The following is a 22229-nucleotide window of genomic DNA, read 5'->3' as shown; positions in this document are numbered from 1 at the left end:
AGGAACCATGGGTCTGGAGATCAAACAAACTCTTAAACTCAGCCAGCAGCTGGTAATGACGCCGCAGTTGCAGCAGGCCATAAAACTGTTGCAGCTCTCGCGCCTGGAGCTGGCCGAGACCATCAACCAGGAACTCATGGAAAACCCCATGCTGGACCTCAACGAGGAGTCCCAGGTCGACCAGCAGAATTCCAAAGCCTCTGAATCAACCGATAACACGGAGCAGGCCGCAGAGGTGGAGACGCCTTCCCTGGATGAAGTCAAGGTGGAAGAAAAGGTCAAGGATGATTTTGACTGGGAAAACTACCTGGGCGAATATTCCTCGGCTCCGAATAGGGGCTCCGGCGAAGGAGGAATGGCCGAATCCCGGGAAACGCCTTCCTTTGAAAATGTGCTTTCCCGGGCGGTGTCTCTCAGGGACAGTCTGCTCTGGCAGCTGCGCATGTCCGCCCTTAACGACGGCCAGATGGAGCTGGGCGCCGAAATAATCGGCAACCTGGACGCGGACGGTTACCTGAAAAGCTCCCTGGAGGCCATTGCCGAGCTCAAAGGCGTCTCTGTGGAAGAAATGGAAGCAGTGCTCAAGGTGGTGCAGCAGTTTGACCCCCTGGGCGTTGCCTCCCGCGATATCCAGGAATGCCTCATCACCCAGGCCGTGGAGCTCTTCCCTGCCGAAGACTTGGTGCACGAAATTCTGGAAAGCCACCTGGACATGGTGGAAAAGGGCAAGTTCAAGCCCCTGGCGAAAAAACTCAAGGTGAGCCTGGATGAAGTGGCCAGGGCCATTGGGCTGATCCGCAAACTGGAGCCCAAACCGGGCCGGGCCATAGACGACGACCCGCCCCACTACATAACGCCGGATATATATGTTTACAAAATGGACGGCGAGTATGTGATCGTGCTCAATGAAGACGGTCTGCCGAAACTCAAGGTAAACAACTTTTACAAGGATTCTTTGGGTAAAGAGGCCTCCAGCGAGGCCAAGGAATATGTGCAAACCAAGCTGCGCAGCGCTCTTTGGCTGATCCGCTCCATTCACCAGCGCCAGAGGACCATCTACAAGGTCACCGAATCCATAGTAAAACACCAAAAAGTTTTTTTAGACAGCGGCATAACCAATTTAAAGCCCCTGGTATTGAGGGATGTGGCCGAAGATGTGGGCATGCATGAATCCACCATCAGCCGAGTGACCACCAACAAATACGTCCACACTCCGCAAGGTGTTTACGAACTTAAATTTTTCTTTAATTCGGGCATCAACCGGGTGCATGGCCAAGCCGTGGCCAGCGAGGCGGTAAAGGAAAGAATTGCGCAGATCGTGGGCGATGAAGATCAAGGCAAACCTCTATCCGATCAGACTATAGCAGAATTGCTTAAGAAAGAAAATATTGATATTGCAAGGCGAACAGTGGCTAAATATAGAGAGATGCTTGGCATTTTGCCATCCAGCCGAAGAAGGCGCATCATCTGAACCAAGGGCTTTGCCACCTGGGCCGGCTAAAAGGCCGTTGACAACCCCGCCGGTCGGGGATAATGAATTATTCTCGTATTGGTGGCAATGTCCCATACATCGAGGAGGTTATCCTGATGCAAATCCAAGTCACTTTTCGTCACACCGAACCTTCGGAAGCACTAAAGGAATACGCCCAGGAGAAGGTCGAAAAACTGAAAAAGTACCTTGACGGCCCCGTCGAGGCGGTCATCACCTTTACGGTGGAAAAACACCGTCACGAGGCGGATGTGACCATCTTGGCCTCAGGCCTCAAAATACACGGAAGTGAAACCACGGGGGATCTTTTCAGCTCCATGGACTTGGTCCTCGACAAAATCGAAAAACAGGTCAAGCGCTACCGGGAAAAGCTGAAGAATCTTGGCAAAGGCGGCCGCAAAGGTTCGGAACGACCCTTCAAGGTGGATGTTTTCGAGGCCGAAAGCGTTGTGGATCCGGAGCCCAGAATCATAGAAACAACCAAACTCACAGCCAAACCCATGGACGTGGATGAAGCGGCCATGCAGCTGGATCTGTCGGAAGATGAGTTTTTGGTTTTTATAAATGCCCGAAACGAGATGCTCAATGTTATTTACCGCAGAGCCGATGGTAATTTTGGTTTGATTGAGCCTCAATAACGTTGGCTAACAAACTGGCAAGTGAATGAGACTAACTGACGTACTCCAACAAAACCAAGTAATCGCCGACCTTAAGGGGACAGGCAAAAGGGCGGTCATGGAAGAACTGTGTCAGGTTCTTCAAGAGGCCGACCCGAAACTGAACCCGGAACGTCTAATGGAAGTGCTCATAGAGCGCGAGCGCCTGGGTTCCACTGGAATCGGCGACGGGATAGCCATTCCTCACGGCAAACTGGAGAACTTAAGCCATCTTCTTTTGGCTTTTGGACGATCCAAAGCCGGGGTGGAGTTTGACTCTCTGGATGGCAAACCCGCTCATCTGTTCTTCCTGGTGGTGGCCCCTGACAAGTCCGCCGGCATCCACCTCAAGGCCCTGGCCAGAATTTCGCGGCTTTTAAAAAGCGGCTCCGTGCGCAAGGACTTGGTTGAAGCCAAGGGCGCGCCTGAGATATTCGAGGTCATAAAGGCCCAGGACGAAGATTTCTAAAAACCCGCCGCCCCGGTTGCATCAGCCGGGGCGGCGGGGAAAACAACCTGATCGCCGCATAGCAAAGACACTGGTTTTTCTCTTTTTTTAGAGGCCGTTTGACAATAGTGACCAGTGTTTTTTTAAGATTGAAGCCGTCGGAAATATTTTCCGGCGGCCTTTTCAGTAAAGTGCGTAACCTGATTCAGGCAATTACAACTGTCTGTTAAAGGTTTTATGAGGCGGGGCCAAGGCTGCTGGCGAACTTTCCTTTTGCCGGGCCCTGATAAAGGCTGTTTAAGGGTTTCTTTTGATCCACCTCCAAAGAGGCTTGATCATGACTTCCCTTAAGATGTGTTTACGCCTTTTTACCCGCCCAAACCGCCGCAACCGGTTTTATACCGGGCGCGTTTAGGGCGCATAGCCGTTTTTATAACGAATCTCCTCGGATTTGTTTAAAGATGAAGAGCATGTTCCCTGCTGAACCAATGCTGACGGGCGGTCTGAATGAAAGACATTTTGCAAACGGACATTAAAAGTAATTCCAGATTTGTGGTTATAACCGGCCTTTCCGGTTCCGGTAAATCCACGGTTCTCAAGGTTCTGGAAGATATGGGGTTTTATGCGGTGGATAATCTGCCCGTGGAACTCCTTTCGTCTTTTGTCAAGCTGCCTTTGGAGCATGTGGTGGAGCCTTTCAAGGCGGCCATGGTGATGGATGTAAGGGCCAGGGGCTTTGTGGAAAACTTTCCGGCCACTTTAAAGGACTTGGCCGCACAGGGTTTTTGCCTGGAGGTGCTTTTTTTGGAAGCATCCAATGATGTGCTCTTGCGCCGCTACTCGGAAACCAGAAGGCAGCATCCTCTGGCCAAAGATGAAGCGTCCATGGAAGAGGTGGTCCGCAGGGAACGAAAAATGCTGGCCGAGATCCGTCGGCAATCCACTCAGATTATCGACACCAGCGGTTTTTCAATTCACCAGCTCAGGGACGAGGTTCACTCGCTTTTCAAGCGCATGGCGCCCCCGGCGAAACTGCAGCTCAATCTGTTGACCTTTGGTTATAAAAACGGCCTGCCGGCTGAAGCGGACCTGGTGATCGATGTTCGCTTCCTGGCCAATCCCTTTTACGTGGAAAAACTGCGTGAACTTGACGGCCGTAATAATCGGGTGGTAAATTTTATATTTCAGCAAACTATAGCAATAGACTTCCTGGCGCGCTTAAAGGACCTCTTGGAACTGATTATCCCTGAATACCAGCGCCAGGGAAAAAGCCAGATTACAGTAGCCATAGGTTGCACCGGTGGCCGCCACCGCTCAGTGGCAGTGGCCCATTGGTTGGCGGAAAACCTGGAAAACGAAAACCGACGCGTCACCCTGCGTCACAGGGACATCCAACTGGGGTAAAAAATAATTGATTGGTCTTATCATCATTTCTCATGCCCGCCTTGCTTCAGAATTACTGAGCGCGGCGGAGTTTATTTTGGGGAAAATCAAAAATGTCGAAGCCATAGACATTTTGGCCACAACCGACCCTGACAGCCTGGAGCAGAGGCTGGCGCGCAGCGTAAAAAAGCTCAAGGACCCGGACGGAGTCCTGATCCTCACCGATATGTTCGGCGGCACCCCCAACAATGTCTCCTGCGCCTTATTAGAGAAAGACAAGGTGGAAGTGGTGACCGGAGTCAACCTGCCGATGATGATTGAGGCGGCCACCACCCGGGAAGACAACACCCTGGAAATACTCGCCGTCAAGGTATCTGAGAAAGGACAAAATGCCATTAACGCCGCCGGAGCGCTTTTAGTTCCATGACCCGGCCTTCAACCAGCCCCAGGCTGGCCGTTTTGCCCATGCTGCCGGGGCACATCAAGGAAATCACAGCCATTGAGGCGGCCTCCTTTGCCTCGCCCTGGCCCGGCTATTTTTTCCAGGCCGGTATATTGCACAAACAGGCTCACCCGCTGGTTTGCCTCACCCTTCCCGGTAAAGCCCTGGCAGGCTACCTTTGCCTGTGGCTGCAAGACCATGAAATCCAAATCCAAAACCTGGCGGTTCACCCCGCGTTTCGGGGCCGGGGAGTGGGCAGGCATCTGTTGCAGAAAGGGCTGGACCTGTCTCTTGAACTGGGGGCCAGGGAGGCGGTTTTAGAGGTGCGCCCCAGCAACCTGGCTGCCCGTCGACTTTACCGCTCCTTAAATTTCTCTGAAATCGGCAGAAAACCGGGCTATTACACAAATGACGGCGAAGACGCTCTGATTCTTTTTTTGGACCTGAAAAATACATTTCAGCCAAGCACTGTTGACTAAAGCAAACTTTTTCAAACCTACTTGCCCTTTACCCCATAAAAGCACTTGACCGTCAGCAATAAGCCCCTAGAATGTCTTCAGTACGTTGATATGACAACCTTGGATGATTCAAACGGCCCGGCGCTTTTTTGGTTGCGCCCAGGGCCTTAGATCGTTTTAAGGATGTCTTATTCTTGCACCATGCTAAACCGGCAGGCTCTTTTCAGATGCCGGTATCTGCGGAGGAACTACGAGATGGCAGTTAAGGTTGGGATCAACGGTTTCGGACGTGTGGGCCGCCTGCTTGCGCGAATTCTGGGTCCTGGGCACGAAGAACTGGAATTGGTCTGCATAAACGGTCGGGCAGACACCTATCAATTGGCCCACTTACTGAAATACGACTCAGTGCATCGTACTTTTCAGGCCGAAGTTGAACACGATGAAGACCAGCTGATCATAGACGGTCACCCGGTCGCAATCACCAGAGCCCCCTCCCCTGACCAGATTCCCTGGGAAAAATACGATGTGGATATAGTGCTTGAGGCCACCGGTAAATTCAAGGACCGCGCCTCTTGCCAGGGACACATGGAACACGGCGCCAAAAAGGTCTTGATCGCAGCACCAGGCAAGGGCGTTGATCACACCTTTGTCATGGGTGTCAACCAACAGGAATATGACCCGCAAAACCACCACATCATCAGTAACGCATCCTGCACCACCAACTGTCTGGCCCCGGTGGCAAAGGTGCTGAACGATGTCTTTACCCTCGAACACGGGCTCATGACGACTATTCACGCCTACACCATGAGCCAGCGCATGTTGGACGGCTCTCACAAGGATATGCGCAGGGCCAGGGCCGCCGCGCTTTCCATGATCCCCACCTCCACCGGCGCGGCCAAGGCGGTGACCCAGGTTATCCCTGAACTTGAAGGCAAACTGGACGGCTTTGCCATAAGGGTGCCCACCGCGGACGTTTCCCTGGTGGATATCACCTGCCGTTTGGGCAACCAAGTGGATGCCGAGGAAGTCAACGACGCCCTGCGTCAGGCTGCCGAAGGCCCCATGGCCGGAGTCCTCAAGGTAAGCGATGAGCCCCTGGTTTCCATTGACTACACCACCTGCCCTTATTCATCTATTGTCGACGCTGCTTTGACCCAGGTTATGGATGGCCGCATGGTCAAGGTCCTTTCGTGGTATGATAATGAAATGGGTTTTGCCAGCCGCCTTGTCAACTTGGCCGAAATGGTGGCGAAAAGCCTGTAACCTTTTAAGGTCAGGCAACTATCGCCGACAATGCCTTTGCTTTTAAAATAAATTTAAGGAGCCCTGTAACGGGCTCCTATCAGCTTGCTGGAAAAAGTTTTTTTCAGACCTTTATTATGAGCCGGTCTTGGAATATCCATATTGGGCCAACCGGCTTATATGAACCTTTATAAGCAGACTTTTGTTGAATGCGGTTTTACGCAGCCCCTTCGAGAAGCGTATACTACCTTTGGAGACAGACAGACAAAAGCCTTTTCAGGGCCATTGCCGTCAGAATCATTGACGGCAGTCATTTGGTTAATAAAAAAGGCCTGAAAAACCCTTTGCTTGTTAATTATCAGGGTCCGTCATGGCCCGAACCGGGGGCCGTGCTAAGAAGGCTCCTCAGACGATAAAACAAGGCGGGTTAAAACAGGTTTGGCAACAACCGTTTTAATCGGGAAAAGCCATTACAATATACTGGGCCCGTTTCCGCCCCTGACGGGGCCTTAAAACGGGGAAGGATTTTTAATCAAGGAGCTTGACTGGCCGTGCGCTATATTAATGAGATTGATCTTGCAGGCAAGGTCGTCTTCATCCGAGTGGACTTCAACGTACCCCTGGATGAAAACCAGAACATAACGGACGACAACCGCATAAGGGCTGCTCTGCCCACCATTAACTACTGCCTGGACGAAAACGCCAAGGTTATCGTGGCGTCCCACATGGGTAGACCCAAGGGAAAAGTGGTCAAGGAGCTCTCCATGGCCCCTGTGGCCCGCCGATTGGGCCGCCTGTTGAAAAAACAGGTTCATCTGGGCCCCCCGGAATTAGTCAATGATGAAACCCGCAAGATGGTGCAGGAACTTAAGACCGGCAAGGTTCTGATGCTGGAAAACCTGCGCTACGAGCCGGGCGAGACCCAGGACGACCCGGAATTCTCCAAGGCCCTGGCGAGCCTTTGCGATATATACGTGGACGACGCCTTTGCCGTGGCTCACAGGCCTCACGCCTCGGTTGAGGGCATCACCAAGTTCGCGCCTGTAAGTGTCGCCGGTTTCACCATGAAAAAGGAAATGGAATATTTCCGTCGCGCAATGGTTGATCCGGCTCGCCCCCTGGCGGCCGTGGTCGGCGGCGCCAAGGCCATCACCAAGCTTGAGGCCCTGGAAAACCTGCTTGAGCATGTGGACAAAATGATTGTGGGCGGAGCCATGGCCAACACCTTTTTAAAGGGTGTGGGTTATGAGGTCGGCAAAAGCCGCTATGAAGAAGAGTTGGTCTCGGTTTCCCAATGCCTTATGCTCAAGGCCAAGGAAATGGGAGTCAAACTCTATATTCCAGTGGACTGCGTGGTGGCAGACCGTTTCGACCCCAAGGCCGAGACCATGGTGACCACAGTGCAGGAAATTCCCAAGGAATGGATGGTCATGGATATAGGCCCGGCCACCAGCCAGCTTTACCGCACCGCCTTGCGAGACTGCAAAACCATTATTTGGAACGGCCCCATGGGAGCCTTTGAGATGGATGCATTCAGCCGGGGCACCTATAACATGGTCTCCACTGTGGCCCAAAGCTATGCCATGACGATCATTGGCGGCGGCGACACAGACGTAGCCGTGAGCCGGGTGGGTGAAACAGACAATATCAGCTATATCTCAACCGGCGGCGGCGCCTTCCTGGCCATGCTCACAGGCGACACCCTGCCCGCAGTGGCGGCGCTCGGCGGCTCCACAGGCATGGAAGGCAGAATCATAGGTGATTCCTGCTTTACCAAGCGTGGCTGACGCTTGCTGCTTTAAGAAAAAGGCTTACGAATTACGAGCATTCCGTAATATGAGTAATTCGAACCGGAAAAAAATGTTTTCATCAATCGGAACCCGGCAAATTTCGGAAAGGACTTTACCGGCAAGCTGAGTTACCCATATGAAAAAGCAAGGCCCGGCTGCCGCATTAACGGTCCGGGCCTCACCCCCCTTTCCCAGGGCAGCTTTTCAGCCGCGATTAAAAGCCCGGGCTAAAGGGGTATATGTAAAACGCTAAGGAGGAGGTTATGGCTCGCACCTTGATGATCGCAGGCAACTGGAAGATGCACAAAACCATCGCGGAATCGGTTCAGCTTGCCCAGGAGATCAAGCTGGGGGCAAACGGTCAGACCAAGGCTGAAGTGCTTGTGGCCCCAACCTTCTGCGCCTTGCATCCCGTGGCCCAGGTCCTTGACGGGACAAATATTCTCCTGGCCGGTCAAAACCTGTTCTGGGAAGAACAAGGGGCCTATACCGGTGAGATCAGCGGATCCATGCTAAGGGCCGCCGGAGCCAGCCATGTGCTGGTGGGACACTCCGAAAGGCGGCAGTATTTCCACGAAACCGACCAAACGGTGAACAAAAGAATCAAGGCTGCCTACCAGGCGGGCCTGACTCCGATTTTGTGCGTGGGCGAGACCCTTCTGGAGAGAGAGCAAGGCCGCACCGAAACAGTGCTTGAAACCCAGCTCGGCCAGGGACTTATGGATATAACGCCTGAGCATGCCCAGAGGCTGATTCTGGCCTATGAGCCTGTGTGGGCCATTGGCACCGGCAAGACAGCCTCAGAGGAGCAGGCCAACCAGGCCCACGCCTTTATACGGGCATGGGTGGCTGCTTTTTTTGACAGGCAAACAGCCGATGAAATGAGGATTCTCTATGGCGGCAGCGTAAAACCTGAGAATGCAAAGGGGCTTTTGTCCCAGTCGGAAGTTGATGGAGCCCTTATTGGTGGGGCTTCGCTAAAATCTGAAAATTTTCTTGGTATAATGCGTGCCATCTGAGGCGTTTTACGGTATATATAAGCGCGTTGACCAATGAAGGTCAGCGGTTAAACTCAATTGGGAATGGTTAATGTCCACGCTAGTAATTGTTCTGCATGTTATCGCTTGTTTGGGTCTGATTCTTATCGTTTTGCTTCAGACCGGAAAGGGTGCCAATGTGGGAGCGGCCTTTGGCGGCTCATCACAGACCGTGTTCGGTTCCTCTGGCGCTGTAACTTTCCTGGCAAAGATAACGACCCTGGTGGCGGTGTTATTCATGCTGACATCCTTAAGCTTGGCATTTTTCGCCCAGAATCGTGGACCTGAGTCTGTTATGCAGAATGTGGCGCCTACGACTCAGCAAAGTGACGCTGCTCCGGCGGCTCCCAGCCAAGCGCCCGCTGAAAAATAGAACGAAAGTGCCGTCGTGGTGGAATTGGTAGACACGCCGTCTTGAGGGGGCGGTGGGGCGACCCGTGCCGGTTCAAATCCGGCCGACGGCACCACAAAATACAAATAGTTTTAAGGGGTTGCCTTCGGGCAGCCCCTCTTTTTTGGTTGCCCCATAGTTGTCCTATTAACTAACCCCATACACCCCCCCAACCCGGACTCCCATTAGTGCCCTCTCTTTTTTAACTTAAGAACAATCTTTAAAAAAGATAAAAATTGCAAATTGTAAACCTAATCTCTTAGCTTAAAAATTTTATATCTATAGTTAAAGAGTATTACTAAAGACCACTTCATGAACATACCTAAAGCTTAATCAGGTAATCTAAAAAAGTGTATCTTAATGGCCCCCTCTATTCTTCTTGACCCTCCAGGAAGATTCATTTAATTTTACTTTGGTGCCTGGCGTGGAGTCAGTTGCCTTGCCCTTGACAGGGCTTTTCAGCTGGCGCATTCCGTCAGGCACTTTTTTTTCATTGCCATCTACACCAGACAGTAAACGGCCTTATCTTAACAAGGCAGGCTCCAGTGTAGGCTCGGTAGCGTCGGAAGATAGCCCTTTCGAATCACGGGAGGGGTCCCTTCTGCCCAGCCGACCAAAAACGGCTGCACTCCCGCTTCCGCCCTGGCCCTGGATATTTCGGTGTCAGTGGCCAGCATGCGGTCAAACACGCCCCGGATGTCGTCATTAAGCTCCACATCCAGGCTGCGGACAGACTTGTATAGGTCAACCAGCCAGCGCCTGAAGGTTTCAAACACCCCGCGCAAGCCCGGTGCAGGGGCCTTGCCCTCCCTGACATAGGCCTCAAAGGCCCGGGCCAGGGTCTCTTCCTGCTCGATGCTCCATGGACCTTTTGGATCAGCCCCCACAAAGGCGGCCATGGCCTGCCAGTCCTTTTGGACCCGCTCCGGCGCGTCAGGCATCAGGGCCAACTCTTCAAGTGACCTGCGGAATACGTGCCCCAGCTCATGCACCAGGGTGGAGGGATTGGCGGATTTGAAAAGCTGGATCATTGCCCGGCCGTCAGGCAGAAAATGGGCCGCACCGCGATTGCCCTGAGGCAAGGAACCGGGCAGTATGGGCTTGACAATGTCCTTTTCGGTGAGTAATTTGGAATTAGAAAGGTTCGGCGAGAGCATCACCTTGGGCAATTGGAGCCCCCCGGTTCTCTGCACTTGCTGGGCCTTTCCTGCGTTTACATAAAGCAACCTACCGTCATGAACCTGTCTGGCAAAGAACTTTTCAGGGCTGGCATCCTTGCTGTACATTGAGGCAAGGTTATTGACTTCAATACGTTTATGTCTTTTATTGAGATGCACGGCCGCCACTATTGGACCAGCGCCGCACCATGCCTCGGTCAAAACCAAGAAATTACCGGGTTTAGTCTCTGAATCAAAAACAGCCGCTGGGTCGGCAATAAGTCGAGGTAAATCCTCCATAATGGCCTGGGGGATCGTATGCTTGTCATACATGTCCTTGGCTAAGGCGCGCTGGTCCATAACCAAGGGTAAATCCTTGGCCCCAAGTTTTTGCAAAACATCCGGGGTCTTGCCGACCCTTAACAAAACGTTGTTTTTTAATCTTTTCCCCAGAAAATCCCGCACCTGGCTTTTCCAGGCGGCCATTTCCCGGGCAAGGCGTCTGCCCGCCTTTTGGGCCTGGTTCATGATCGGGTTTTGACTAAAAGGCGAAGGCTTGCCCTGGTGAGCGGATTGAAAGAGGGTGTCAATATACGGTTCCCCTTGGTTATCCTTGACACCCTCCAATAATTTACGTAGTCTTATAGATGTGCCTGGCGTGGAGTCAGTTGCCTTGCTCTTAGAGCTTTTCAGCTGGCGAGTTCCGTCAGGCACTTCCTTTTCCAACTTCATGTCATAGGCGCTAAAGATCTCTTCCAAACTGGCGGAAAAACTATTTTCATATTCTTTGATTGTTATTTTCGCGGTGTATACTTTTTCCTTTAATTGGAACCCGGCAAAGAAGCGATGAACCTGCTTAAGTCCCTTTTCGTTTTTAGTATCCGCATGAGTTTCAACTAAAACGGCATTTTCTATTAATAAAGGCAGGTTAGCAACTGCCTCCACACTGACGATGGGTTTTACAGAAACACGTAAAATAGAACTGATTGCGTGTCCACGTTCCCCCCGCTTAGGTTGATGTTCCAACCTGTGTTGTTATTGATATAATTTCCTATTACGGCTTTTTTCAGGTCTTTGCGCCCTTGCCCCTTGGTAAATTCATAAGCCTTACGCCCCTCAAATTGAGGCTTAACCTGAACCACCCGAACCGGCTGTTCCAAATCCACACCCGGATTAAGCGGCTGCCCCAAAGACTCCACCCGCCCGAACTGTTGATAAAAGGCATCGTCGGCGCTAAGTGTGCCGAACATGCTTTCCCGGCCTTTTGCATCCCGACCGGCGGCCTTGGCCAGGGCCTTCAACTTTTCCCTGAACGCATTGGGCTTGTTTCCCACCAGGGCCAGGGCCAGCGCCTTTGCCCTGGCTCCATGGCTGTGTTCCTGCTCCATGCCGGGCAGGGTCTGCTGGGCAATGTATTGCCTGAGCTGGTCAACCGCCTTGGGGCCGGCCTCGGCCGCCAAAACCATATCCACGGCCTGCAAGAGGTCTTGGCTCAGGTCCCAGGCCCCGCCCCGCGCCTTGAGCCTGCCCAGGTGGTCCAGGTTCCGGCCCAGCACATTCAAGAGCCAGGGCGGCGACACCTGCAAAAGCCCGAAGTCGGGCAGCACTGCCCCCAAAAGGCTGCTCTCGACCAAAAGCTTGCCCTGTTGGGTTATCCGGCCGCGCCCGGGGTCCCCAAAATCTTTGATTTTAGGGGTGGTTTTGGAGTCCCAGTAAACATTGGCATTGGTCTTTTGAATCACCCCGTCTTTTTGCAGGGCGTTAAGTATCTGCCCGGCCTGCTTGGGGTTGTCCAAAAGGGCCCTTAAGGTCTGGTCCTTGTCCTGCAGAAGCTTGGCTATCTTATCCAGGGTTTTCCGGCTTATATTCTTACCCCGGCTGACAGCCTTGGCCGCCTGGGCCGGGTCCAGGTCAAAATTGGGTTTTTTCTTGTAGCTAGCGAACAGGTTTGTTATTTTGACTGAAGAGGAGGAGCTGTTGGGGCCGGTACGTCCCGGGGTGTTTACACTCTGGGCTTGGGCTGCGTTGGGGCCGCCGCCAACACCGGTTAAGCTCCTCCTATTTTTTCCAGCCTGAGCCAGCCAATTCAAAGCTCCCGTAGATGTTCCCTTAAACAGACTGAGAACCTCAAAATAGCCTCCATGCTTCTTACGGGGGGCGCCCAAGACCACAAATGTTTCCCCGTCCACCTCGGCAACGAAGGCCTTACTTTCTTTTGGCCATTTATGGTGTTTGGCAAGCTCCGCAACTTCACTCGCCCCGGAAATGATCTCCGGCAACCTCTGCCAATCTTCCATGGTCACATCCGGGTGACGGGAGCGCGATTTGCGAATCCTGTCCTCCCCCACCTTGACCGGCAACCCCAGCAGCGGAGACTCGCCGTAATCCCAAAACTCCTGGTGAGAATTGGCCTCATTCAAGGCGTCTTCATGGAATTTCTCAAAGGGCTTTTCACTCCGCCGCATGGCAGCCTGTCCCAGGACATGCATGCTCCCGGCGGCATAATCCAGAGATCCAGGCCCCACCACCCCGGCCAGATGCTTGTTCCAGTACTCACTGGGGCTAATGCCCAGATACCGGCTCATGCTCCTGGCCCAATGCCCGGCAATCAGGGCCGCTCCCGCTGCCTCCTTGGGGCTCGCGCCTGCGGCCACCGCCTGCCTGGCCCATGATTCCATCTCAACCTGAGGCAGGGGAAGGTTCGCACCGGTAAGCTCCTTGATAAAGTTGTCGTTTTATCTTTGGGTTTGAAAAGCAGATAAGCCAAAATTACGTGTCCGCCGTGAGCTTAAATTCCTCAGCCTGAGAGGTACCGGCGAACATCTTTTTTGTCATGGATTTAAGGAAGTTTCACTGCTTTGGCCCGACTCAACGTCTAGGGTTTTACAAGGGTGCGGCGTGCCCTCCCAAAGCAGTATTTTTTTTGGTGACCCGTCTTTTGGCCAAATCCCCCCTCTGGCCTACTGCGAAGCCAGCCATACCAAGCTGAACACTTCCTGTTTGGATGCGCCAAACCTGATTGACAATCTCTTTTTCGGTGAGTAATTTGGAATTAGAAAGGTTCGGCGAGTGCATCTTCCTGGGCAATTGGAGCCCAGTGTCCCGCTGCGTTTGCCGGGCCTTTCCTGCGTTTACATAGACGAGGGGCCAATCAAAAAAACAATCCCAGCGGGGCAAACATCTCTCAGCGCCCCTATATGGCGGGTTTTCACCTCTTCTCATCCTTTACTTGCCGAGTATGGTTTGCTAACATTCCCGGCCGATAGTTCCCCACAGCGATTGCCCATTCCAAAAACAGGGGAGGATTGCCATGCGAGTGGAAGAGGCTATTATTTCTCGTCAGAGTTGCCGCGATTTCAGCGACAGGGAAGTTCCCCAAGAAGACCTTGAAAAACTGATGAGCCTCACCTGCCAGGCCCCCAGCGCCATTAACCTGCAACCCTGGCAGTTCACCGTTGTACGGGGAGCAGAGGTCGCAAGGCTCAGTAAAAAGCTGCTCAAGGCTCATTCCGAAAGGGGGGCGGGCTGCAAGCCGGACAACCAAAGGACCCTGCCCCAGGTTTATCTGGATCGCCAGAAAGATTTGGATAAAGGCATGAAACCGCTTTTGGCAGAGGCAGGGGCGGAGTTCGCCACCTTTATCAATCATGGCTCCTTAAGCTTCTATGGGGCCCAAAGCGTGGTTATCGCCACCTTGCACACCATATTCAGCCAAGGGCGATCCCTGGATGTGGGGATTGCCGCAGGTTGGCTGCTCCTGGCCGCCGAGGAGATGGGCCTTGCCAGCTGCCCCATTGGCCTGGTCTGCGCTTATGAAGATGTGATAGGGGATTTTTTGAACATTCAGCCCGATCGCCAGGTGGTCCTGGCCCTGGCCGTGGGCTATGCCAATGAAAATTCACCGCTGAACCGCTTTAAAACGCCCAGGGCGCCCATGAAACAAGTGGTCCGATGGTATTGACGACCCACGCATTTTTTAATGTTTTGAGAAGAGATTGTAAAAGGCGGGAGAGTGTGCGACGGCCATGGAAAACAACTGACACCGAGACCCGAATAATAAATTAACTTACTTATATTACGTGATATTCTACCTGTCAGCCTGCCATTGCGGGACACTTGGCCAGAATAAAACAATTTAAAAAGGCTGAGTTGGTCATATTTAAACCATCTCAGCCTTAAAATTCTTTATATCTGTTATTTAAAATAAAAAAGCCAAACAGCGCCAAAGCATCTCCCCGGCCCGCTGATTCTTTTTCGGGCGCGCTTTCAGCGTACACCCAATCTTTGCTCGATATGGGACATCTCCTTTTGCAGTTTGGGATCATTCGCTATTTTACGGTCAATTTGGTTAACGCCATACATCACAGTGGCGTGGTCGCGATTAAAGCTGCGGCCAATAGTGGCATAGGAGGCGCTGGTGTGTTTGCGGCACAGATACATGGCCATATTGCGCGGCACAGTCACTACCTTGCGCCTGCTGCGGCTGGTCAGGGTCGAGATCTCCATGCCGTATATCCTGGCCACCATATCTCTGATGGTCTCAACATTAACCTTTTTCTTGCGGTGGGTCATCTTGCCCACAATTTCAACCGCCAGACCCAAGTCCATGGGACGGTTGGTAAGGCTGCCCTGAGCCATGATCCCCACCAGTGAGGATTGCAAACGGCGTATATCCTCGGGGATTTCCTGAGCCAGATACTCCAGCACCTCAGGATCCACCACCATTCCCTCTTCATGGGCCTGGTGGGCCAGAATATTCACCCTGGTGCGATGATCGGGAGGTTCGATATTAATAGTCATGCCGGAAGAGATGCGGCTCTCCAGATTCCTTTTAATGCCTTTTATCTCATTTGGCACCTGGCAGGAGGTCAGGATTATGCGCTTGCCCGCATCCAAAAGGGCATCCAGGGTGAAACCCAACTCGTCTTGGGTCTTTTCCTTGCCGGCCAAAAAGGGGATTTCTTCCAAAAGGAGAATGTCGCATTCGCGCCTGAAATGTTCCTTAAAGGCATCCATGTTCTTGCGGCGTAAAGCGGAGATCATCTGATTGGCAAAATCCTCGGCGGTCAGATAGGCCACTCTGGCGTTGGGCTGAGTCTCCATTACATAGTGCCCCACCGACTGGGTGAGGTGGCTTTTGCCCAATCCCGTGTCAGAGACCAAGAGCAGGGTGTTGCTGAAAAAACGTTTTTCTCCCGCCAAGGCCTTGGCGGCCGCAAAGGCCAGTTCGTTTCCTCCTCCAGCCACAAAGCGATCAAACTTGAATCGGTTGTTCAAAAGCGGCATGCCCCGCTTGATGCTGGGCAGGTTCATTTGGCGGTTGGACTGGTTTTCTCCCCGGCTGTTGGAAGGCACTGCCACCTTGCAGTTCAGCTTAACCTGCTCACCTTGATTCTCCAGAAAATTGTTCACCATTGGTAAATAGGTTTCACGTAAACGCTTCAGATGAAACCTGCTGGGACAAAGCAAAGTGAGGTTATCGTTCGCCCCCATCTGGGCGGCCAACGGCTTTATCCACAGATCAAAGTCGTCCCGCTCCAGCCGGTTCTGCAAATCCTCAATAATATGATTCCAAAGTCTATTTTCGGACAAAAGACTATCCTTCATCCAGGCATTATTGCCCAGAGTTAAAAACTCAACACAGATTACGCAAGAGCAAGTCAGACAGGCTGGGACTTCGAGATTCAGTATTACCGGCAGACCTGAAATTGGTCAAACATAACTCTGCCCAACCGCCTGCGAGCCGGCATGCCGCTTACCCACAACTCTATCATTTGGTAATTATTAGCTTTTACTGTTACGGATTTGTTACGCCCACTAGGCATGCACTCAACCGTAGTTTGTCTAACTGTCCGTCGCCTCTACGAATTCAAAGTTTGTCACAACTGTGGCTTTCTTTACCCACAATTGCGATCTCTTGCTTTCTCAAAATTGCTGCTATTTATTGCAGATTTCGCCTTTTTTCATACCAAAGGGTTGCTCTCTCCAGATAACTCATTTGAATCACGAGATATTGTAACTCGTCGGGGATTTCATTTTTTTTAAGCGCCTTGCCGCAAAATCAAATCCAGGCACCTAACATAGGCTAACATCTGTCTGAATTTAGATTTTACTTTATCTTCTTTGCTCCCGGTTGATCATGTCTTCCCAGGTAAAAACCAAGGAATACAAGAATTAACGGCACTAAGTATGCCGTTTTTTCACATATGTGTATATTTTGTCCACACCAGCCTGAGAAGCCTTTCATCAAGGGTCAAAAGCCTGCTTCCCGAGTTTTTCGGCCAGAGGGCCGCCAAACCACGGAGCCTATCGCTCAAACAGCCAAACAAAAAAAGCCGGCCCAAAGATTGTCTTTGGCCTGGCCTGATCAGGAAAAATTCACCTGCGTATAACGCAAGTAGGGTTGTATGGCTGCTTCGAGCCTAAGCTCAAGTCAGTTGATACCGTAATGAAAGCAGATTAGCGTTTTTTAAGAAAGCCTGTCTTTGACTGGTTATTTAATCTTCGATTTCCTCGGCTAGGACAGGCATACTAAAACCGGCCAAAGGTTTTTTCAACCCTTTGACAACACTTTTATTAACAACCTGTTACACCCCCGGCAAAGCAGGTTTAAGCAACGTGGCCTTTTCCTTCGAAAAAAATGCTTTTCCGGCGCCTTCAGCCAATAAAAAAAATTGAACAAAACAGAACATACGCCTGCATAATCATAGGTTTTAAACTGTTTTTCCCCTGTACTAGTCGCTTTTTCCACTTGATTTTACATATATACACCAGTTTTCAACCGATTATCCACAGGTCTTGCTCCTTTTTTCCACTAATTACAGCACCATATTTTTCACTCACCTTGATTTATTAACTGCTTTTCAACAGGATTTATTTTTATTTTCCACCAAATATTTCATAACACCAACAGAGGCTCTCTCATATTTATCATTTAGAAACAAATAGTTATACGATTTATTAACTTTTCAGCTTAGCTACTCAATCTTATTTTAACCCTTACCTGAACCTTAACCGTCACTTTTCAACCACTTAACAGCCAACATTCCCTGCAAGGTCTTGACATGCCCGATCCATTTCTATCAGCCTGGAAATAGAGGGATCTGGCATATTTCAGGAGGTTTTTCATGGCCAAACAAAAAATCCTGGTTCCATATGACTTTTCACCTTTGGACCGCATGGCTCTGGATTTCCTGGTCCAGACCTTTGGGCAAAGGGAAGAGGTTGAGGTGACCCTTTTTCATGTCTATGCCCCCCTGCCCCAGGTGAACACCACCACGGGAAACGTAACCTCACGGTTGAAAACCGGAATGAATTTCCTAAGCAGGGAGCTGACCAGAAAAGAAGAAGAGTTAAAAAACATTGTGAAATACCTGGCGGAGAACGGCTTTGAAGAGGATGCCGTGAAGGTAGTTTTCAGGCCGCGCGGTAAAGATGTTGCCGATGAAATACTGGAAACGATTTACAAAGGCTTTTTCAACATAGTTATCCTGACTCAACGCAAGGACAGGGTAACCCGCTTTTTTGTGCGCAACATTCAATCCAGGGTGCTGGCAGGACTGCGCGGTGCAACAGCCTGCCTGGTTACCTGATATTTTGCCAAGACCACCCTCTGACGCCGGTTAAAAGCCAAGGACCTTGAAAGTGCAAAAGGGGAAATACCTTTGGGATGCCTCAAGCCTGATTGAAAAATGAGTGATCTTGGCCGGTAAAGGCCCGGACTTAGAGGCCCGGGGACAAAAACGACTAGCAGACAAGGGGTTTAATATGTCAGCACAAGACAGGATTGATCATGAAAGTTTGAGAGTGATCTGCCAGGCCTTAGGTGGTGCATCCAGTCTGGAGGTACTGGCCGACAACATGAACGGATTATTGACCTCGACTCTGGGCATCAAGGGCTCAACCCTTTTTGTCCTCAATCCCAACACCAGGGAACTTGAACTTTTGGCCAGTTTTGGCCTGAGCAACCAATTTTTGAATAAAGGGCCTGTGATTGCGGACAAAAGCCTGGCCCAGGCCATGGAAGGACAGTCTGTAATCATACCGGACACCACGGTTGAAAAGGATCTGCAATACCCGGAAGAAACCCACGCAGAAGGAATCAAGGCCATTGTTTCCTTGCCCATGTTGGGGTCTGGAGAGGTCTTGGGGGTCCTCAGGCTATATCACGACCAGGTCTGGGAGGTCAGTCAGCATGACCATGATATTCTTCTGCTCCTGGCTGAAAACATAGGCCTGGCTATGCGCTATACCCGGGTCTTGAATGCCTTGCAGTCCATATGGGATATAGTAAGCAGTCTACCGGACGGTTGGGAAAGGTTTTGATTGCAGGTGGGAACAGGCGTTTTCGAACGTCTGATCACACCGCAACCACAGGTGGAAAGCATTTGGGCCTGTTATAAAAAGACCTTAACGGCCTTATTTCTTGCCGCCGGCGGTTATCAAAGAATCAACCGTTTCATCCACTGCCTTGTAAATCTCAAGGTCTGTACCAAAGATATCTACTATAGAGCGATGGTCAATCAACTTTTCGATGATAAAGGCGGTGACGTAAAGCGAGACTCGGTTGGGCCTGGGCACCAATTCACGAACTGGGGCGATATCATATTGAATATCAAAATCTTCGGCCACCAGCAGTTTTTGCAGGCATTGAGCCAGCTGGCTCTCAAGTTCGGTCTGGTTGGTGGTTTCGACCAGCTCGTCGTTCACCAATTTCATGGCCAAACGTCTGGCCAATTCACCGGCACAGTCATTCAACTGGGACAGCTGACGCCGCCATAGGGAAGCCCTTGAATTCTCCAGACGAGAAATAAGGCTGTCTTCCCTGTAGTTAGTACTGAAGCCTCCTGCGCCCATGGTTATTCCTTCCTTTTATATCGCCTTGGCTTTGGTGGGCGTTTAAGGGACGGGCAGCGGAGCTAAGTCTGCCGGGAACAACCAGACATTCAAAACCTTAAAGTTGTCACCCAAGCAATAACCTCGTCCTCAGGTTTTCACGAAAAACTGCGTCAATGGTTTTTGTTTTATCAATTCTTTTTTCAGCCCTATATTCTATGGCTGAAACCGATTAACACTGTTAGGGTTTAATATCACCAGGCCGGTCATTTGGCAATCATAAGTTAAAACTGTTTTGCATTGCTCACAATTTTGTTGCAAAAACCGGACAAAAAAACCCCTTTTATTGAATTGTACATTATTTTAGGCTGCATCTCTTGTCGCGCGGCCTTTCTCCTGCGAAAAACAAAATCTTTTGTCAAGCCATGTGGCTTCACTGGTTGCACAAAAATAACTTACTGTAATAATTGCACTATCCTACATGACTATTTCGTTTTCCATATAAATGCGAGAACCCAAAATGCCAATTGACCCATTTGAAATCCACTGCCCTTCCTGGTTGGATGATGAAGCGCTTTTTATTGAAACCAGTGGTGAAATGCCGGAAGTGGCCCTGGCGGAATCACTGGCCAACCTGCCGGCCTTATCCACCGATGAGAAGTCAGCCCTTGGCTCTGCCGTGGCCAGGGCATATCTGGATATGCTTTTCAGAGACTTGAACCCAAAAAACATCGGCAACGCGAGTTTCAGAGGCCCTGCCAGGGCTTTGGTAAACTTAGGCAGACTAAAAGGCTTTTTAAGACGCCAAAGCTGGAATCTTCCGGAAGAACGATTCCGGAAACTTAAAAGCGCCTGGGAAACCTATCTGGAGACTGAAGAAAAAGCCCTTAAAGCAAAGCGGCCCTATGCCACTTTCTCAGGGCAAACCGCACGGGATCTTATCAAGATTTTTGGTGCGGCCGGAAAGTGGAACGGCCTATTAAAGACCATGGACAACTTGCCTGTACCGGATCATCTGGGCCTGCGCGCCTTGACCAGGCTTGGTAAAAAACCGGCGGAACTAAAAAGAAAATCACAGAAAAACGGCAGACTGGTCATAGAAACTCTGGATCAGGATGGGGGAATCCAGGCCAGGGCGGCGCTTAATCTGGAAAACCCCAACGAAAACATTGTCATGGAAAACATGGCTCGCGGCGAACTTGTCTGGAAACTTGCTCCCGGCCGCCCCCTGTAAAAATACCCGGGCAAATTGAATAGACCCCCATGTGTGGGGGGTTACGATGCCTGGACCTATTCAAATAAAAACCCCGGCCCTTATAAAAAAGGCCGGGGTTTTTTTATCAGATCAGGCTCCTGCTATCTGGAATGAATAGCCAATTCCTTCAGCAACTTTTTGGGAACTTGAAAGCCCATTTTCATGGCTTTTTGGGCATGATCATTGGCCGTGTCCCACTCCTGTTTCAGAGCATAGGCCGCGGCCAGGTTGTTGTGGGCCACCGCCAGGGCGGGATCCACCACCAGCGCCTTGTTGTATTCATCAATAGCCTTGTCCACAAAGTTGTGGGTGGCGTACAAATTACCCAGATTGAGGTGGGCCGGAGCATAATTGGAATTCAGCTCCAGGGCCTTGCGATAGGATGCCTCGGCCTCTTTGGGGCGGTTTGTCCTGGCCAAGGCAAGCCCCAGATCGTTAAAGGCCTCGTCCTTGTAAGGATCAATGGCAATGGCCCTTCTGAGGTACTTTTCAGCCTCTTTGTTGTCACCAGCAAGCAAAAAGGTGGAACCTGTCTGGTATAGGGCCTCGGCTGATTCGGGATTCTTTTCTAAAGCCCTTTTGAAGTATTCAATAGAACCATCCAAGTTTCCGGCCTCCCTGGTTACGGTGCCCAGGGAGATAAGCGCCTTGGTTGAATTGGGGTTAAGCTGAATCACTGTTTTGAGCAGCTTAAGGGCGTTTTCACCGTCACCCATAGCCGCCGCCATATTGGCCTCAAATAAATAGGCCTGCCAGAAATCCGTATCTTCCCTTGCCGCTTTTCTGAACAGGTCGCGGGCCTTGTCCACCCTACCCTCGAGCATGGCCATGAATCCTTCTGCAAACTCCTTACCGGCGGAGACCTTGACTTCTTTTTTCACCACCTGTTGGGCGATATGCAGGAAAAAAGCAGCGCTGTCATCTTTGGGGTTCTCTCCCAGCGCGGCAGAGAACTGTTCCGCTGCTTCTTTGGCCTGTCCCACTTGCAGGGATTCCAACCCGGCCATGGTCATATTACGGGCTGTCAACTGAGGAGTCTCGGGCAGGGGAGGCAACGGTTTTTCCGGGGCCTTTTGCTTGGCAGGCTTAGCTCCCTGCTTTGGCGCAGGCACGGATTTGGGCTTGGCCACCTCTTTCTTACGGGAGTCGAACAGCATTAAAATGGTATAGCCTTCTTCAGTAGGTATAACCTTGCTGGGTTTACCTGCGACCAGGCCCTCAAGCGCGGCTTTATACTCACTACGCAGCCTTTTCACGGGAACCTTGCCTAAACGGCCTCCCCGGGCGGCAGCCGGACCGACCGAATATTCTTTGGCCAGAGGCTCGAACTTGTCACCAGCCAAAAGCCTGGCTTTAAGCTTTTGGGCCAGCTCACTGTCCTTAACCGTAATAAGCCCCAGATCCACTCTCTCGGGCAAGGCCCAGGCACTGCCCACCAGGCCCAAACTTATTACCAGAAAAGCCATTAAGCATAAAAATCGCCGAAGCATGTATAGACTCCTTATGTTGTACAAACCAGCCTCTGACCAGGAGGATATAAGAATTATCCGGGCCTTTGGCAGGAGATTCCAAAGCCAAGCAATTTGCCAAACTCGGCAATAAAGGATTCTTTACCCAGTTTGGGTCAAAAAAACCTGACCGGCCTT

General features: G+C 51.3%; 19 protein-coding genes and 1 tRNA gene. 15 read left to right on the top strand and 5 right to left on the bottom strand.

The features are described from left to right. Positions 1-7 precede the first annotated feature (7 nt). The 11 genes from rpoN to X474_RS17930 all read left to right on the top strand — a co-directional run bounded on the left by rpoN (position 8) and on the right by X474_RS17930 (position 9412). Complete coding sequence (gene rpoN / locus X474_RS17980; RefSeq protein ID WP_044350866.1) at positions 8-1471, top strand: RNA polymerase factor sigma-54; 1464 nt, start codon at positions 8-10, stop codon at positions 1469-1471. A gap of 116 nt (positions 1472-1587) precedes the next feature. Then, positions 1588-2127: a ribosome hibernation-promoting factor, HPF/YfiA family gene (gene hpf / locus X474_RS17975; protein WP_044350865.1), complete on the top strand. Its 540-nt coding sequence runs from the start codon at positions 1588-1590 to the stop codon at positions 2125-2127. A 25-nt stretch (positions 2128-2152) separates the two neighbouring features. Beyond that, entirely contained in the window at positions 2153-2614 is a 462-nt protein-coding gene (locus X474_RS17970) for a PTS sugar transporter subunit IIA (protein WP_044350864.1), read from the top strand. Between the two features lie 486 nt (positions 2615-3100). Next, a complete protein-coding gene (gene rapZ, locus X474_RS17965) occupies positions 3101-3997 on the top strand; it encodes an RNase adapter RapZ (RefSeq protein ID WP_044350863.1) in 897 nt (298 codons plus the stop codon). Between the two features lie 7 nt (positions 3998-4004). Beyond that, positions 4005-4403 carry a PTS sugar transporter subunit IIA gene (locus X474_RS17960; protein WP_044350861.1) on the top strand — a complete coding sequence of 133 codons (399 nt, stop codon included), beginning with the start codon at positions 4005-4007 and terminating at the stop codon, positions 4401-4403. Then, on the top strand, positions 4400-4897 hold the full coding sequence (rimI, locus tag X474_RS17955; RefSeq protein ID WP_044350860.1) for a ribosomal protein S18-alanine N-acetyltransferase: 498 nt from the start codon (positions 4400-4402) through the stop codon (positions 4895-4897). Before X474_RS17960 ends, rimI begins: the two co-directional genes overlap by 4 nt. 234 nt (positions 4898-5131) lie before the next feature. Beyond that, a complete protein-coding gene (gap, locus tag X474_RS17950; protein ID WP_044350858.1) occupies positions 5132-6139 on the top strand; it encodes a type I glyceraldehyde-3-phosphate dehydrogenase in 1008 nt (335 codons plus the stop codon). A 524-nt stretch (positions 6140-6663) separates the two neighbouring features. Then, entirely contained in the window at positions 6664-7905 is a 1242-nt protein-coding gene (locus X474_RS17945) for a phosphoglycerate kinase (protein WP_082464478.1), read from the top strand. Between the two features lie 266 nt (positions 7906-8171). After that, positions 8172-8927: a triose-phosphate isomerase gene (gene tpiA, locus X474_RS17940; protein ID WP_044350857.1), complete on the top strand. Its 756-nt coding sequence runs from the start codon at positions 8172-8174 to the stop codon at positions 8925-8927. A gap of 70 nt (positions 8928-8997) precedes the next feature. Next, positions 8998-9318 carry a preprotein translocase subunit SecG gene (gene secG, locus X474_RS17935; protein ID WP_044350856.1) on the top strand — a complete coding sequence of 107 codons (321 nt, stop codon included), beginning with the start codon at positions 8998-9000 and terminating at the stop codon, positions 9316-9318. A gap of 9 nt (positions 9319-9327) precedes the next feature. Next, positions 9328-9412 (top strand) — tRNA-Leu (locus X474_RS17930). A gap of 451 nt (positions 9413-9863) precedes the next feature. On the opposite strand, the gene X474_RS17925 is transcribed toward X474_RS17930, so the two are convergent. Both X474_RS17925 and X474_RS17920 read right to left on the bottom strand, forming a co-directional pair. Next, on the bottom strand, positions 9864-11438 hold the full coding sequence (locus tag X474_RS17925; RefSeq protein WP_044350854.1) for a MuF-C-terminal domain-containing protein: 1575 nt from the start codon (positions 11436-11438) through the stop codon (positions 9864-9866). A gap of 14 nt (positions 11439-11452) precedes the next feature. Continuing rightward, the gene (locus tag X474_RS17920; RefSeq protein ID WP_044350853.1) at positions 11453-13171 is read right to left on the bottom strand and encodes a hypothetical protein; all 1719 of its coding nucleotides are present in this window, start codon (positions 13169-13171) and stop codon (positions 11453-11455) included. 632 nt (positions 13172-13803) lie between these two features. On the opposite strand from X474_RS17920, the gene X474_RS17910 reads away from it, so the two are divergent. Further along, on the top strand, positions 13804-14454 hold the full coding sequence (locus X474_RS17910; protein WP_044350851.1) for a nitroreductase: 651 nt from the start codon (positions 13804-13806) through the stop codon (positions 14452-14454). Between the two features lie 305 nt (positions 14455-14759). Here the strand turns inward: X474_RS17910 and dnaA are convergent, their stop codons facing one another. After that, positions 14760-16085, bottom strand: coding sequence for a chromosomal replication initiator protein DnaA (dnaA, locus tag X474_RS17905; RefSeq protein WP_044350849.1), 1326 nt, complete (start codon positions 16083-16085; stop codon positions 14760-14762). Positions 16086-17620: 1535 nt separating this feature from the next. On the opposite strand from dnaA, the gene X474_RS17900 reads away from it, so the two are divergent. After that, on the top strand, positions 17621-18085 hold the full coding sequence (locus X474_RS17900) for a universal stress protein (RefSeq protein WP_044350847.1): 465 nt from the start codon (positions 17621-17623) through the stop codon (positions 18083-18085). A 175-nt stretch (positions 18086-18260) separates the two neighbouring features. After that, entirely contained in the window at positions 18261-18818 is a 558-nt protein-coding gene (locus X474_RS17895; RefSeq protein ID WP_044350846.1) for a GAF domain-containing protein, read from the top strand. 93 nt (positions 18819-18911) lie between these two features. Here X474_RS17895 and X474_RS17890 read toward each other — a convergent pair whose 3' ends face one another. Beyond that, positions 18912-19349 carry a hypothetical protein gene (locus tag X474_RS17890; RefSeq protein WP_044350845.1) on the bottom strand — a complete coding sequence of 146 codons (438 nt, stop codon included), beginning with the start codon at positions 19347-19349 and terminating at the stop codon, positions 18912-18914. A gap of 499 nt (positions 19350-19848) precedes the next feature. On the opposite strand from X474_RS17890, the gene X474_RS17885 reads away from it, so the two are divergent. After that, positions 19849-20562, top strand: coding sequence for a hypothetical protein (locus tag X474_RS17885; protein WP_044350844.1), 714 nt, complete (start codon positions 19849-19851; stop codon positions 20560-20562). Between the two features lie 122 nt (positions 20563-20684). On the opposite strand, the gene X474_RS17880 is transcribed toward X474_RS17885, so the two are convergent. Beyond that, positions 20685-22073, bottom strand: a complete 1389-nt coding sequence (locus X474_RS17880; protein ID WP_082464476.1) for a tetratricopeptide repeat protein — start codon at positions 22071-22073, stop codon at positions 20685-20687. Positions 22074-22229: the final 156 nt, after the last annotated feature.

Source organism: Dethiosulfatarculus sandiegensis (assembly GCF_000931935.2).
Classification (GTDB): Bacteria; Desulfobacterota; Desulfarculia; order Desulfarculales; family Desulfarculaceae; genus Dethiosulfatarculus; species Dethiosulfatarculus sandiegensis.
The sequence above is the reverse complement of the archived record's forward strand: the minus strand, read 5'-3'. Positions and strand labels throughout refer to the sequence as shown.

Coding starts and splice junctions, on each gene's coding strand:
- rpoN (WP_044350866.1), top strand. CDS start 8: ATGGGTCTGGAGATCAAACAAACTCTTAAACTCAGCCAGCAGCTGGTA.
- hpf (WP_044350865.1), top strand. CDS start 1,588: ATGCAAATCCAAGTCACTTTTCGTCACACCGAACCTTCGGAAGCACTA.
- X474_RS17970 (WP_044350864.1), top strand. CDS start 2,153: ATGAGACTAACTGACGTACTCCAACAAAACCAAGTAATCGCCGACCTT.
- rapZ (WP_044350863.1), top strand. CDS start 3,101: ATGAAAGACATTTTGCAAACGGACATTAAAAGTAATTCCAGATTTGTG.
- rimI (WP_044350860.1), top strand. CDS start 4,400: ATGACCCGGCCTTCAACCAGCCCCAGGCTGGCCGTTTTGCCCATGCTG.
- gap (WP_044350858.1), top strand. CDS start 5,132: ATGGCAGTTAAGGTTGGGATCAACGGTTTCGGACGTGTGGGCCGCCTG.
- tpiA (WP_044350857.1), top strand. CDS start 8,172: ATGGCTCGCACCTTGATGATCGCAGGCAACTGGAAGATGCACAAAACC.
- secG (WP_044350856.1), top strand. CDS start 8,998: ATGTCCACGCTAGTAATTGTTCTGCATGTTATCGCTTGTTTGGGTCTG.
- X474_RS17920 (WP_044350853.1), bottom strand. CDS start 13,171: ATGGAATCATGGGCCAGGCAGGCGGTGGCCGCAGGCGCGAGCCCCAAG.
- X474_RS17910 (WP_044350851.1), top strand. CDS start 13,804: ATGCGAGTGGAAGAGGCTATTATTTCTCGTCAGAGTTGCCGCGATTTC.
- X474_RS17900 (WP_044350847.1), top strand. CDS start 17,621: ATGGCCAAACAAAAAATCCTGGTTCCATATGACTTTTCACCTTTGGAC.
- X474_RS17895 (WP_044350846.1), top strand. CDS start 18,261: ATGTCAGCACAAGACAGGATTGATCATGAAAGTTTGAGAGTGATCTGC.
- X474_RS17890 (WP_044350845.1), bottom strand. CDS start 19,349: ATGGGCGCAGGAGGCTTCAGTACTAACTACAGGGAAGACAGCCTTATT.
- X474_RS17885 (WP_044350844.1), top strand. CDS start 19,849: ATGCCAATTGACCCATTTGAAATCCACTGCCCTTCCTGGTTGGATGAT.
- X474_RS17880 (WP_082464476.1), bottom strand. CDS start 22,073: ATGCTTCGGCGATTTTTATGCTTAATGGCTTTTCTGGTAATAAGTTTG.